General features: G+C 36.0%; 12 protein-coding genes and 1 tRNA gene. 6 read left to right on the plus strand and 7 right to left on the minus strand.

The genetic code is table 11. The features are described from left to right. The first annotated feature begins 392 nt into the window (after nucleotides 1-392). Complete coding sequence (locus tag MSBR3_RS02460) at nucleotides 393-1,235, plus strand: Mrp/NBP35 family ATP-binding protein (RefSeq protein ID WP_196296990.1); 843 nt, start codon at nucleotides 393-395, stop codon at nucleotides 1,233-1,235. A 743-nt stretch (nucleotides 1,236-1,978) separates the two neighbouring features. Here MSBR3_RS02460 and MSBR3_RS02465 read toward each other — a convergent pair. Both MSBR3_RS02465 and MSBR3_RS02470 read right to left on the minus strand, forming a co-directional pair. Further along, nucleotides 1,979-2,755 carry a GTPase gene (locus MSBR3_RS02465; RefSeq protein ID WP_048106229.1) on the minus strand — a complete coding sequence of 259 codons (777 nt, stop codon included), beginning with the start codon at nucleotides 2,753-2,755 and terminating at the stop codon, nucleotides 1,979-1,981. A 110-nt stretch (nucleotides 2,756-2,865) separates the two neighbouring features. Further along, nucleotides 2,866-3,135, minus strand: a complete 270-nt coding sequence (locus tag MSBR3_RS02470; protein WP_048106231.1) for a DUF5661 family protein — start codon at nucleotides 3,133-3,135, stop codon at nucleotides 2,866-2,868. Nucleotides 3,136-3,327: 192 nt separating this feature from the next. Here MSBR3_RS02470 and MSBR3_RS02475 point away from each other — a divergent pair, with 192 nt between their 5' ends. Both MSBR3_RS02475 and MSBR3_RS20575 read left to right on the plus strand, forming a co-directional pair. Beyond that, nucleotides 3,328-3,813, plus strand: a complete 486-nt coding sequence (locus MSBR3_RS02475; protein ID WP_048106232.1) for a nucleoside deaminase — start codon at nucleotides 3,328-3,330, stop codon at nucleotides 3,811-3,813. Nucleotides 3,814-4,485: 672 nt separating this feature from the next. Continuing rightward, complete coding sequence (locus MSBR3_RS20575) at nucleotides 4,486-4,626, plus strand: hypothetical protein (RefSeq protein ID WP_196296991.1); 141 nt, start codon at nucleotides 4,486-4,488, stop codon at nucleotides 4,624-4,626. 439 nt (nucleotides 4,627-5,065) lie between these two features. On the opposite strand, the gene MSBR3_RS02480 is transcribed toward MSBR3_RS20575, so the two are convergent. Next, entirely contained in the window at nucleotides 5,066-5,695 is a 630-nt protein-coding gene (locus tag MSBR3_RS02480; protein ID WP_048109913.1) for a MarC family protein, read from the minus strand. A 530-nt stretch (nucleotides 5,696-6,225) separates the two neighbouring features. On the opposite strand from MSBR3_RS02480, the gene MSBR3_RS02485 reads away from it, so the two are divergent. Beyond that, nucleotides 6,226-6,435, plus strand: a complete 210-nt coding sequence (locus tag MSBR3_RS02485; protein ID WP_048106234.1) for a hypothetical protein — start codon at nucleotides 6,226-6,228, stop codon at nucleotides 6,433-6,435. Nucleotides 6,436-6,559: 124 nt separating this feature from the next. Here MSBR3_RS02485 and MSBR3_RS02490 read toward each other — a convergent pair whose 3' ends face one another. The 4 genes from MSBR3_RS02490 to nikR form a co-directional block, all read right to left on the minus strand. Then, nucleotides 6,560-7,765 (minus strand): calcium/sodium antiporter, encoded by a 1,206-nt coding sequence (locus tag MSBR3_RS02490; protein WP_048106236.1) that lies wholly within the window; start codon nucleotides 7,763-7,765, stop codon nucleotides 6,560-6,562. 466 nt (nucleotides 7,766-8,231) lie between these two features. Then, the gene (locus tag MSBR3_RS02495; RefSeq protein WP_048106237.1) at nucleotides 8,232-8,801 is read right to left on the minus strand and encodes a GNAT family N-acetyltransferase; all 570 of its coding nucleotides are present in this window, start codon (nucleotides 8,799-8,801) and stop codon (nucleotides 8,232-8,234) included. A gap of 649 nt (nucleotides 8,802-9,450) precedes the next feature. Then, nucleotides 9,451-9,576 carry an N-acetyltransferase gene (locus tag MSBR3_RS21310; RefSeq protein WP_268989108.1) on the minus strand — a complete coding sequence of 42 codons (126 nt, stop codon included), beginning with the start codon at nucleotides 9,574-9,576 and terminating at the stop codon, nucleotides 9,451-9,453. Nucleotides 9,577-10,245: 669 nt separating this feature from the next. Next, entirely contained in the window at nucleotides 10,246-10,671 is a 426-nt protein-coding gene (gene nikR, locus MSBR3_RS02505) for a nickel-responsive transcriptional regulator NikR (protein ID WP_048106239.1), read from the minus strand. A 599-nt stretch (nucleotides 10,672-11,270) separates the two neighbouring features. On the opposite strand from nikR, the gene MSBR3_RS02510 reads away from it, so the two are divergent. After that, nucleotides 11,271-12,035, plus strand: coding sequence for a peptidylprolyl isomerase (locus tag MSBR3_RS02510; protein ID WP_048106241.1), 765 nt, complete (start codon nucleotides 11,271-11,273; stop codon nucleotides 12,033-12,035). Between the two features lie 152 nt (nucleotides 12,036-12,187). Further along, nucleotides 12,188-12,272, plus strand: a tRNA-Ser gene (locus tag MSBR3_RS02515). Nucleotides 12,273-12,627: the final 355 nt, after the last annotated feature.

Here is a 12,627-nt window from a genome sequence, read left to right on the forward strand (position 1 = left end):
CAGGTATTAGCTGTTGATAAATATGCTAGACTAGGATTACTTTTATATTCCCTATAATATTATTATTTCTGGGGAGGGATATGTGTCGAATATAAACACCGATGAATTTATGTCTATTTCTTTTCTATACCCAAATTAACAAAATTTTAAAATTAACAAAGTTTCAAGAACCAATAAAATTTCAATCTACTCTGTGGTAAGAATATATATTGATTATACGGAATCCGAAATTCAGATAGATAACTTTGAGTTTTGGAACTACATGTCTAAAGGTATGATACTAGTTGAGGTGTTTTCCTTTATCAGTTAAGACATTTTTCTTTATTAGTGACAACACTTTCCTTTAAGGAGATAACTAACGGGAAAAGGAAAAGTTTAAAAAGGTGATCAAAGTGACAGATCAGGTTCAACCACTGGTAAGCTTATCGAAAAAGTCCACTGAACCCAAAATAATAGTCAACCTCAGACACATTAAGCGTAAGATTTTGATAATGAGTGGGAAAGGCGGAGTGGGGAAAAGCACAGTTGCAGCAAACCTGGCTATCGGACTGGCTCTGCATGGGTATAGAGTGGGACTTCTTGATTGCGACATTCATGGCCCGACCATTCCCACGATTTTCGGTATGGAATCTATGAGCCCAGAAGTTAGTGAAGAAGGTATAATGCCAGTTGATGTTTTTCCCAATCTTTCTTTAATGTCTGTAGGTTTTCTACTCGAAGATAAAGATTCTCCTATCATCTGGAGAGGACCATTAAAAATGGGGATGATTGAAAAGTTACTGGGAGATGTCGTCTGGGGAGACCTTGATTTTCTGATTATAGATCTACCTCCAGGTACAGGAGACGAACCTCTGAGCCTGGCTTTGCTTATCCCCAATATTGATGGTTCGGTAATTGTTACAACTCCTCAGGACGTAGCTCTCGTAAGCGTCCGCAAATCGATTGAATTTTCTAAAAAACTCAATGTTCCTATTATAGGTATTGTTGACAATATGCACGGGTTGATCTGCCCTCACTGCGGCAAGCCAATAGAGGTGTTTAGGAATGGAGGAGTGGAAAAAGCTTCAAAAGATTTCAACATCCCTATTCTCGCCAGGCTTCCGATAGAGCCAAAAGTCGCAAAAATGGAAGATAAAGGCACAACTGTCCAGGAAATGCTTGAACATGACACGGAGTGGCAGAAGAAGTTTGAAAATTTTGTGATTGCAGTAGAAAAAATCCTAATGGAAAAATAAGCGGGACTCAAAAAACAGAACTTTTTCTTCGAGAGAAAAGCTTATGAGGGGCTTCATAGGCAGAGAAATTGTAAGCTATAGTATTGCCCATAAAAGGGAAAATAATTGAAACCTGATGGGTATTTTTTCTGGAACTGCATATTTATTTTTTTTCTTAACTCCAGACTCTCACCTGTCGCTTTGCGGCTGGTTGTGCCGAAAAAACGAATGCGAAGACACAAACCTGAAAGAAGAAAAAATAATTTTTGGAAAAATTGCATAATGGGCTCTACCATTGATAAAAGTTCAGTGTTTTATTATCTATCTCCCAATGCAGGAGATATTTTGAGTTTTCTCTCTAAGCCGGTCAGTTCCAGACGCGTCTCGTCGTGGGATAAGAACAACCTTTTGACTCTTTTTTGTTGCCTCGAAATAACACCAAATAATTAACAGAGGAGAATCGAAAAAAGGTAAAATCTGGAAAATCTAAAAATTTATCTCTATTTACTCTATCTTTTCCTCTGGCATATAGCACCCGAAATAGGTATTTTGCTCGACTTTTTTCAAAATAGTATTAATGTTTTCGATTGCAGTTTCCATTCTTTCCATTCTCTTTTCAATTCCTTCGATTCTAGTAAGAATTTCCTGGTCAGTTGTCAGAGTTTCATCCCCTCATACATTCAATAATATTCGTAATGACTTAGAAAGTGTATTATTTATATCCTGCGATACTCTTAAGATGCCTGTAAAAGTACAGATCTCAATTAAATTAAAAGCAGCCCGTTTTGCCAGTCATTGATTACTCTGGTAGCGGTCCGTGTTTCATCCACCTCGCCTTTCTTTTGAAGGAAATTGCACTGTTTGCCTATTAGTTCAAGCGCATCATATGAGGTTTCGTCTTCGATTTTTATACTGTAAAAGGACTCAAGAGCCACTTTATTTTCAGCAAGCATTTTTTCAATTATTTTCAGGGCGACACCGACTTTGTCCTTAAGATGGGTTTCATCCTTTATTCCGAGCAGGCCTTGAAGATACTCATCTTTTTCATCAAAAGGAATCACTCCTGGCGTATCTATAAACATTATGCGTGAACCTGCATCCACATGCTGAACACCTTTCGTATGGCCGGATACGGGAGACGTGCTTGCCCGGTGCCGGCCTGTAACGCCGTTGATTACCGAGGACTTGCCAACATTGGGATAGCCCAGAGTGCCGACCAGAATATCCTGCCCTTTTATACCGGCTTTTATAGCGGCCGATGCAAGGATCTGGTGCCTCAGCATCGTTGTTCCTGACCTGTCCTTGCTGGAAACAAAAATCACAGGTGCAATTCTTGAAAGGCGGGCTTTGGTTTTTTCAAGTTTTTCTCTTGATACAAGGTCGGATTTGTTAATAACTATGATAAAAGGTTTGTTCAAGCGGATTATCTCGCGTTCAACTTCGCTATTTCGAGTCTCGTCAGGAAATCTGGAATCTATTACTTCAAGAAGGACATCAGCTTTTTTGATAACATCTTTTACAAGGGCTTTATAGCTCGCCATATGCTCTGGCTATGGCACAAGCTGGTATATGAAGATATAGTGAGGCAAAAAACTCTCTAGGTATATAGAAACGATGATATTCGGTTCCAGAATATGACGAAGTTCAATGTTTACTTCTTTTCCCAGAATTTCTCAGCTTCTTCTTCCATTTCCTTCAGCCTATCATAGTAATCCGGAAATTCGTTCAGATGAGCCAGGGCGATTTTCCCTGTCATTGTGGGATCGTCGTTAGTAACGTTTGTCAAGGGATCCTGAGTTCCATGTTCGAGCTCGACATCCATGCCTCTGCGGAATTGGTCAACATCAAACTTGTCCCATTTTATTCCAAGCTGTTCCCCAACTGCTTTTGCCTCTTCAGCGGTAAATTGCTTTTTTGCCAAATTTCTCACTCCTATTGATTATTTAATCTTTGACAATTGTTTAATAATCGTTTAATATTGTTGAATAGATCTGTACTTAAAGATTTTCCTGTAACACCAGGCTATGTAGTTACATTTCCTTCGCAAAGAAGAGCTACATTTTTGAATAAAAATCTCGAGAAAAAGCAAATAAGACCATAAGAGAGAGCAAAAATGTCAGATAATATGTCAGATAATGATACTTTGTTCATGAAACGGGCAATCGAACTTTCCCTTGAGAATGTGAAGAAAGGAGGAGGCCCTTTTGGGGCAGTAATCGTCAGAAAAGAGGAAATCCTTGCAGAGAGCTGCAACCTGGTTACTGCAATTAATGATCCTACGGCCCATGCGGAAATAAATGTAATAAGAGAAGCAGCCAGGAAACTCAAGACCTTTGATCTAAGCGGCTGTGTTATTTATGCTTCCTGCGAGCCCTGTCCGATGTGCCTTGGAGCAATTTACTGGGCAAGAATCGGTAAAGTCGTTTTTGCCAATACTTCATCTGACGCTCAAAAAATTGGCTTCGCAGACTCTCAAATTTATAGTGAGATCTCACGTCCTCCTAAGGAGAGAAATATAGAATTCCGGCAGCTCCTCAGGGAAGAGGCCTTGAAGGCTTTTAAGGCATGGGAAGAGTCCGATAATAAGACCGAATACTGAGAGCCAGAACAGTACTCAAGCTATATAATAAATTAAGTAATCAAAGTTCAATAGTAAACAATATAAGGTGTAAGTTTCTATTGAATTTGTTTTTTTATAAATATTTTTCTAAACGAAAGACTATTTGTTGTTATTTATTTACTAAAATTTAAGTATCCTGCTTTTATCTGCAGGAAAGCTTTTTCCGATTTTTACTTAACGAGAAACTCATTTTTTCATCGGATTATAATTATATCAGTGGTCATATTCATTACGAAGTTTTCCATCAATAGTTGAAAACTTTCCAAATATGCATTAACCTTTAAATGTATTGACATACATTTTAGATTACGCAAATGATTTTAAAAGGATATTTTTCTGGGAGATCTCCTATAACAAAAGTAAGTATATCCGCTGGTTTAAAGAAACCACGGCTGATGGGTGTTTCACTGTTGGAGGGAAGAAAGCTTTCATTGGAAATGTATGGGCGTTTACTTCAAATGGAGTTAGAATCTCAAAGATTTTTCAGTTACTAAAAATGGGCTAGAAAAATTATACTAAATAATCGAACGAAGTATTTGAAAATTACATATTGGTTTAGTGCAGATTGATTTTCTGCAGATTGATTTAACGCAGATTGATTTAACGCAGATTGATTTAGATCTTATTAATATTTAAACGGGAGAAATTTTAATGCCTTTTCTAAAATATTGTCCGGAGTGCCATTCTAAGCTTGAAGATAATCTCTTCGAAAAATTTCAGTATTGTCCTGTATGTGGGTACTGGACAAGAAAGGAAACTGTAAGACTCGAACCATTAATAATCATGGAGTGAAACCTGGATGTTTGAATCCTCTATAAGGTGTATCCGGTGTGGCACACCTCTTAAAAAGCAGGTAATTGGTTCTAATGTGTTTTATTACTGTAGAAAATGCGGGTGTACATCTTCGGTTGTTTCTGTCAGTATGTCATCTAAAGATGTAACTCGGCCTATAATTAATTTTTTTACTAGACATGCATCCAGAAATAACTCTCAATAACTGTCGGGATCGATGATTTCCGGTAAGATCAGTTCAGATCAATTGTCTAAGGAATAACCAGGCAGATTTTACTTTATATTTTATTATTTTGCTTTCTTTGGTTGAAAAAGGTATATTCAAGTGCAAATAGTACAGACTGTTCTAATGATCGAACTTAGAAATTCGTATAATAAAATATAAAAAGCAACTCTGAAACTTTGTCCTGACTTCTTGAGTGCTGTCTTCTTGTTTTAATCAACTAAATATGTTTATTATACCTGTTGATGTAAGTTTTACTGCAAGAGCTGCAAGCAGAAGTCCCATGAGCCTTGTAAAGACCAGCATTCCATTGTATCCTATGAATTTATGGATTCTTCTTGAGAAGAGGAAGATGTACAGGCAGAAAATGAAAGTTGATATGATTGATATGAGGATTATTATTTTCTGCTCTATATTTTCTGTACTTCCCATCAGGACAATTACCGTACTGATTGCACCTGGACCTGTAAGAAGAGGTAGGCCTATAGGAAATACCCAGATATCCTCACGTTCCTGGGACTGAGAAATTTCTTCTTCGGTAATGCTTTCTCTTGAAATTTTGGCATGCATCATATCAAAGGCAATGCTGAAAAGCAGTAGACCTCCTGCAACCCGCAGTGAGTCAACACTAATACTGAACAGGTCAAGTATGATATTTCCTGCAATTGCAAAAAAAAGGGCAATTGCGCACGCAAGCGTGACTGATTTTTCTGCAATTTGATTTTTTTCATCATGTGTCATCTTGCTGGTCAGGGAAATGAAAGTTACTACTCCGCTGATTGGGCTGACAACAACAAAAACAGATGTGAATGTGTAGATAAAAAACCCTATATTTTCAGTCACCATGTCAGTTATCATCTTTTTATTCCTGCTCTTTTAATACGTTATCACTTATACATATAATTTCCTTTGTTATAATATCTACTTCTAGAATTTTATAAAGCTTTCTTTTAAGCCTTTATTTATACTACATGTCTGGTCTGATAATTTATATTTATATATAATTTTATATTGATAAATTATTTACTGTGAGTAAAAATTAATTAAATGTGCAGTTTATATGTGTAAGTTTGGAAAATAGTACAAAACAAAGAGTAAACAAAAAACTTCCTGAAGCTTAAATGAACTCTAAGTAGAATATAGTTAGGTCAAGTAAACGTAATTAAGTTAAACAAAACATAACTAAACCAAGTAAAAAACAACTAAACCAAGTAAAGCATAACTAAACTAAGTAAAGCATAACTAAATCAAGTAAAGCATAACTAAACCAAGTAAACACAACTAAACCAAATAAAACATAACTAAGTTAAGTAAAAATATAGCTAAGTCAAGTAAACATTATGAACCCAAATATGGATAGTTAAGGCTGTGATTTTATGAATGGGGAAAAAACCGAGAAAAAATTGTTTGAAGAACTTAATTTTATCAAAAAGCAACTTGGTGAGATTAAGGAGCATATGGTGGATATAGACAGCCTGCTCACTGCAGAAGAAAAGGAACTGGTATGTAAAAGTTTTGAAAACGAGGCAAAAGGAAAACTAGTACCTTTAAGCAGATTGGAAGAAATTAGACTTAAAAATATATAAATTTTTTATTATTTCTGTACACACGCTAACACCAGCTCCTGGTAAAGACAGGTGCTTGCTACCATACTCTTAAACCTTTATATACTTGATTTCTATATTTCCTGGACTTACTTAAAAGAGTATTTCATCCCAGTCGAAAGATCAGGATCATGAAGCCTAAATAGAGAAGGAGCAGGATAAGTCCTTCGAACCGCTTGACTCTCCAGCCCGTTCGTATAAACAAGAGGAGCAGAGAGCTCATTATCAGCATAAAAGGTGCTATATAGTAAATACCAAGGTTAGTCGTCGTGATAGGGTGAACAATCCCTGAGCAGCCTAATATCAAAAGTATATTTGCAATGTTTGACCCTATGACATTTCCAAGAGCAATGCCAGCATAATCGCTTCGGGCTGCTGAGATGGTTACCATGAGTTCGGGAACTGAAGTCCCAATCGCAACAAGGCTTATTCCTATGAGCGTCTCCGGGACTTCCAGAAGCAGAGCAAAGAAGATTGCCTGTTCGACAAAGTACTTTGCCCCTACTATAATTGCAACCCCGCTTGCTATAAGCTTGAAAAATTCTATTAAAAGGCTGACATCGTGAAGGTTTTCTTCTGTAACGTCGACGTCAATCTCTTCATGTTCAGTCTCAGTTCTCGGTTCGGTTTCCAACTTGGCTACTGATCCATCTTTAATTCTTGTTTCAATCTTTGACTCATTTTCGTTTACCTTTTGAGTCTTTTTTTCAGTTTTCCAGGTGCTTTTTTTCGTGTCTCCAGAGCTTTGATTTCCTTTTCCGTGTTCATGAACCTGGGGCTTAATTTTCGATTTTAGGTCGAAAAGGTACTCAAACTTGAGAAAATAAATCATAAAATCTTTAAAATATATATCTTCTTTATGTCTTTTCACTTTATCGAGAAGGAATAAAAGATAGGCAAGATAAAGTAAAATGAAAATTAATGCTTCCAATCTCGAAATTTTGAAGTCAAGCATAAAAAGAAAGAGGAGAACAGAGGCAAATAGCATTATATAGCCATCCCTTCTCAGCATAACCTCTTCAGTTCGGACGTTTGTCAAAAGAGCAGCCGTACTTGCAATCAGGCCTATGTTAGCAATGTTTGATCCGAGTATGTTACCTATAACTATCCCACTTGCTTGCTGGAAAGATGCTGTTAGTGAGGATGCAAGCTCAGGCACTGACGTGCCCACTGACACAAGAGTCAATCCTATTACAAATTCGGAGACTCCAAATCTTCTTGCAATCCGGGATGAGGTTAGCACAAAGAGATCTGATCCTTTTACGAGCAATGTGAGCCCGCCAAGAAATATAAAGATATTAATTATAAGCACATTGAAGTGAGAACCCGAGATTTATTTAAATATATCTTAAAACATAAAATTGACCTGAAGTTACTGCTCTGAGATTACTCCGAGATTAATTTGAGGTTAACTTGAAATTAATTTGAGATTAACTTGAGGTTAACTTGAAATCATTTGAGATTAGTTTAGAATTAATTTGAAAATGATTTGAAATTATTCTAGAAAAGTTATTTTTAAAAGTACAACACGATGGTTAGTCATTCAAGAATAGTTGATATTTTCGATAGTGTTCACGCATCGCATTTAACTCTCGTTTTCTGCTTTATGTACACTTAATTTCCTTTAAGTGGGTAAGCTTGGAAAAGAGGTAACTGAGAAAAACACTTAAAGGCAAAACATCAATCATGTATTAATTCACAACCAAATTAGGAGATATATCAAAAAAGAAGTAATATAAGGAAATGTATCAAAAAGAAAATAAGTAATATAAAGTACTTCAAATAAGTCTCAGTTCCATCTCATAACAGTTTTCTTTCTGGCCACAGATATTTTTTACTTGTTTTACTTTTCGAAAGCCTATCTTTTTGTATAACTGTATTGCAGGAAGATTATTTATATTGACATATAAGAGAACGGATGATATTCTGTTTACCTTCATCTCTTCAATACTGCCCCTTAACAATCTCTCTGCAAACCCCTTGCCTCTGAAATTTCTGTCAGTTGCAATTGAGGATATTACTGATTTTTTCTCAAAGCCTTTGAGGGAAAGTGCAGGTTTCAGGTAGTAAACGCAGTAGCCCACAATTTTATCCTTGCTCTTCACAACATAAAAAATATTTCTGGAATTCTTCGAATATTTTATGAGTTTTTCCGAGCTTCCGTTTTTAAACCCTTCAGTCTGGATTCTAAGAACTTCAGGAAGCATATAGTCTTCTATAGAAACAATATCTCCTTTTTCTATTGATTTCCATTTTTTAACCAGCAGATTGCCAGTAGTATCTTGGAGTAGTTTTTTACAACTCATTAAATATTTAACTGAGAGGGTGTGAAGTTTTGCAGTACCCATAAAAATCACTCTTGGGTAAGGCTGTTGGTAAAGTTATCTTTCTAAAGTTTACGGTTTCAAACCATTAAAAACTTCCTACTTTTTGTGATAAAATTCCCAGCAGTCAAGTAACCATGTGCGTCTTAGAAAATTCGGTTTTTATTTAAATCTATCTTATACCAAAAATACAAATTGTCATATTGAGGAAAAAAGGCTAGGTAAAACTCAAGATTATTACCTTACAAAAAGAACTTTTGAATAAAATCAGTTCACACTGTACTAAAATACTTATTTTGGGGACTTGTATCAAAAAGTTCTAGAAGAGTTTGTAAGATTTATTGAGCTTAAGGAATGATAGAGTTTAAGGATGATATAGAAGGAGGTAGGCATAAAGAATGAGTGAGAATGATAGAGAATGAGTGAGAATTATAGAAAAGGAGAGAGAATTATATAAAAGGAGAGGGAATTATAGAAAAGGATAAAGAATGGTAGAAAATGGGATAGAATGATAGAAAAATAGTGAGAATGATAGAAAATAAATGAGAATGATATAAGATAAATGAGAATGATATAAAAGAAATGAGAATGATAGAAAAGGAGTGAGAATGATAGAGAAATAATGATGGAGAAGGAATGAGAAAATTTAAGAAATGGTAAAAAGACATGAGAATTAAAGAATCCTTGGTTCCATTTCATAACATATCTCTTTTGGACCGCATATGTCTTTTACTTCTTTAATTTTCTTGAAATCCATTTTTTCGTATAACCTTATGGCAGGAAGGTTTTCCGTATTCATATAATAAAATAGAAGATATTCCGTTTAATCTCATTTTCTTGACGCTTTTTTTTAATAATTTTTCTCCATACTGTTCTCTTCTAAATTCTTATAGTCGAAATTGAATAAGTTACGGATTTTTTCTTAAAATCCTTTGGGATAGAACAGGCTTTAAATAATATATGCAGTAACTTACAACCTGATCCTGACTTTTTATTACATAAAAAATCTTTTTCATTCTTTTTGAATATCGTTTAACACCATTACGGCTTTTGTTCCAAATCCTTCGGTCTAGATTCTTATAATTTCAGGAAGCATTGAATCCTCTATGGACACAATATTTTCTTTTTCTATCTGACCCCATCTTATAAACAGATTAATTATTATATCCTATCAATCTCTCTAGACTCGTTACATATACGTTTAACGCAAACTGAATTTTTGTCAGACCTATGAAAATTACTTTTAAGCGAATATAGCAATTTACGAACTTACTCCTGAACTGTTTTCTAGATTCTGTGTCCGATGAATTGAGTTTTATGCTTCTGAACAAATATATGAATGTTTTTTGATTCCATGTCTTCAGGAACACTCACAGTTTTTGAAGTGGAACTTTAGATCTGAAGTTTAAAGTAAGTAAATTTTAAATTATCTTTCAGGATGAGAAGGCTTTAAAGTCCTTTTTTATATTCACTTTTCAATCTTCTCTTCCGGAACAGTTGTTAACCTGGAGTGCTTGACTCCTTTTAAACTTAAAATTTTTTCAGTAAGTTCTGTTATTTTTTCCCCTTCTCCCTGTAGAATTATTACCTCAAAACAAGAATTCGGCTCAACATGGACGCGCACTGAAGAATTTATCAGATCCATATTTTCGTGTTGAATACTTGCCAGGGTGCTAGCTACTCCTTTTTTTGAGCAATCATATACAATAGAAATCGTTGCAACTCTTTTGCCCTTGATTTGCTGCATCCACTCATAGTGCTGGTTATATGTCCTTATGGCATCTCTTATCCCTTCTGACCGAGAGGAATACCCTCTCTTTAAAAGAGTTTTATCAAACTTGTCCAGAAGTTCCCCAGGTAGGGAAACCCCTATTCTCATAAGCTTTCTTTCCATACACCCCTCCCGAAAACAAAAATTCTCTGCTAAGCACTATTCCACACATCCGGTTGTAAAACTCAACAGAACACTTGGCAGAAAAAATTAATAGTCGATCCCCAATTCTCCACTGCGGTTCCGAGAACTATATCCTAATATTTTATTGTAATTTTGTTGCATAAATAGTAATCGAAAGACATATGAAATACGAGAAAGTTAACTATACTTAGAAATTGGTTAGACTCAAAGTGTTAGGACAGAACTTTTCCTGCGGGAACCTCGGCTTTTGTCCGGGCAATTTGCAGGAAGAGAGCACTCCTACAAAAGTTAGTGATCACCGTAAGTATAAAGTAAAACAGTTTTACCTGCTTATTCTTCATGCCAGTTATTTGCTAAAAATAAGTTTCAAGGTCGAATGGTATCGATTCTTGTATGTTTTTTGTAAAACCGCAATTTTTTATAAGTATTCATAAGATCGGCAGTAACCTAGCAGATTCCCAAAAAGCTTATTAAAGGCAGAGTTCTATAGCGTGAAACACATTTACGTTGAATTAGCTGACAATGAATAACTTTCTTGCTTATCAATTTAGTTTATTCAAAAAAAAGAGTTGAAAATTATGGCAATCCAGAAAGGCGATTTCATAACATTGAACTACACAGGTAAGTTCGAAGATGGTAGAATTTTCGATACAACAGACGAAGAACTTGCAAAAAAGGAAGATATCTTTAACCCGCATGGACTTTATGGTGGGGACATTGTTATTGTCGGAGCAGGTCATACTATTGAAGGCCTTGATGAAGATCTTGAGGGAAAGGAAGTCGGTTACAGCGGAAATGTTGTAATCCCTCCGGAAAAGGCTTTTGGTCCTGGCAATCCCAAACTTGTAGAAACTATTTCTATCACGAAACTAAAAGACCGAAATGTTCACCCTGGCCTCCCTGTTGAGGTAGATGGTAGAAGAGGAGTTATCAGCAGAGTTATAGGCCGTAGGGTCACTGTAGACTTTAACAGCCCTCTTGCGGGCAAGACCGTCACTTATGAGTACACCATTGAGAAAGTAATTGAGACTGCAGTTGAGAAAATTCAAGGTCTTCTTGCTCTCTATACCGGCCTCAGAGATCTGGAAGTAGAGACTGCTGACGGCGTTGCTAAGATTTATATTCCAACAGGTCTCACTTTCAACCAGCGCTGGCTCATGGCAAAGAACAGGGTTGCATCCGAACTTTTCAAGTATGCTGACTTAAAGGAAGTCCAGTTCATTGAAAAGATTACAGCCGAATCCGAAACTCTGATACCAGCCGAGCCCGAAGCTAAAGCCGAAGAGGAATCTAAAGCTGAGGCTGAATCCGAAACAGAGGAATCATCAGAGCCGGAAGTCTGATATCAGCTTTTAATTGTTCATAGAGGCGAAGAGTTCTTTCTCTTCGCAAATTTTATATACCATAATTGGGTTTGTTGTATACGCTTACCGGAATCTTATGGTAAGCTGTACCGTTTCCTTTGCGGAAGCTGTAAGACTAATTCTTTCAACTTGCTGAGGTAGCCCAGCGGACCACGGCGCCGGTCTTGAAAACCGGTAGCGCCTCGCGCTACGGGAGTTCGAATCTCCCCCTCAGCGCCTATTTTCCTAGTACATATTAAAAAAAATATTCTTTTTTATTTTAAATCTGTATTGTATTTTGTCTTTGAGTCGCGGCACTTTCCTATAGAAAGACAAGAGCTATACTATAAATTTAGTTGTTTTAATGAGCCAATCCCAAATTTACGTTACACGGCTTTACTATCTGTACTTTCTGTAAAATAAAGGTGGTTAGATGAGTTCTCCTAGAAAGTTATCGATCTTATGAGGCTCTCAAATTAGAACTTTGATTTTAAAATTTCTCTTTTTTCATTATTATTTGAAATATCTATTTTCTTATATTAGATTGCTAATAAGATAGCATAGAACGGGTTGGACATAAGAGTACATATGT

Origin of the sequence: Methanosarcina barkeri 3 (assembly GCF_000970305.1) — an archaeon.
Taxonomy (GTDB): Archaea; Halobacteriota; Methanosarcinia; order Methanosarcinales; family Methanosarcinaceae; genus Methanosarcina; species Methanosarcina barkeri_A.

What these genes read in the sequence shown, in the direction of transcription:
- MSBR3_RS02465 (WP_048106229.1), bottom strand. Translation starts at nt 2,755, where the DNA reads ATGGCGAGCTATAAAGCCCTTGTAAAAGATGTTATCAAAAAAGCTGAT.
- MSBR3_RS02475 (WP_048106232.1), top strand. Translation starts at nt 3,328, where the DNA reads ATGTCAGATAATATGTCAGATAATGATACTTTGTTCATGAAACGGGCA.
- MSBR3_RS20575 (WP_196296991.1), top strand. Translation starts at nt 4,486, where the DNA reads ATGCCTTTTCTAAAATATTGTCCGGAGTGCCATTCTAAGCTTGAAGAT.
- MSBR3_RS02480 (WP_048109913.1), bottom strand. Translation starts at nt 5,695, where the DNA reads ATGGTGACTGAAAATATAGGGTTTTTTATCTACACATTCACATCTGTT.
- MSBR3_RS02485 (WP_048106234.1), top strand. Translation starts at nt 6,226, where the DNA reads ATGAATGGGGAAAAAACCGAGAAAAAATTGTTTGAAGAACTTAATTTT.
- MSBR3_RS02495 (WP_048106237.1), bottom strand. Translation starts at nt 8,801, where the DNA reads ATGGGTACTGCAAAACTTCACACCCTCTCAGTTAAATATTTAATGAGT.
- MSBR3_RS21310 (WP_268989108.1), bottom strand. Translation starts at nt 9,576, where the DNA reads ATGAATACGGAAAACCTTCCTGCCATAAGGTTATACGAAAAAATGGAT.
- nikR (WP_048106239.1), bottom strand. Translation starts at nt 10,671, where the DNA reads ATGGAAAGAAAGCTTATGAGAATAGGGGTTTCCCTACCTGGGGAACTT.
- MSBR3_RS02510 (WP_048106241.1), top strand. Translation starts at nt 11,271, where the DNA reads ATGGCAATCCAGAAAGGCGATTTCATAACATTGAACTACACAGGTAAG.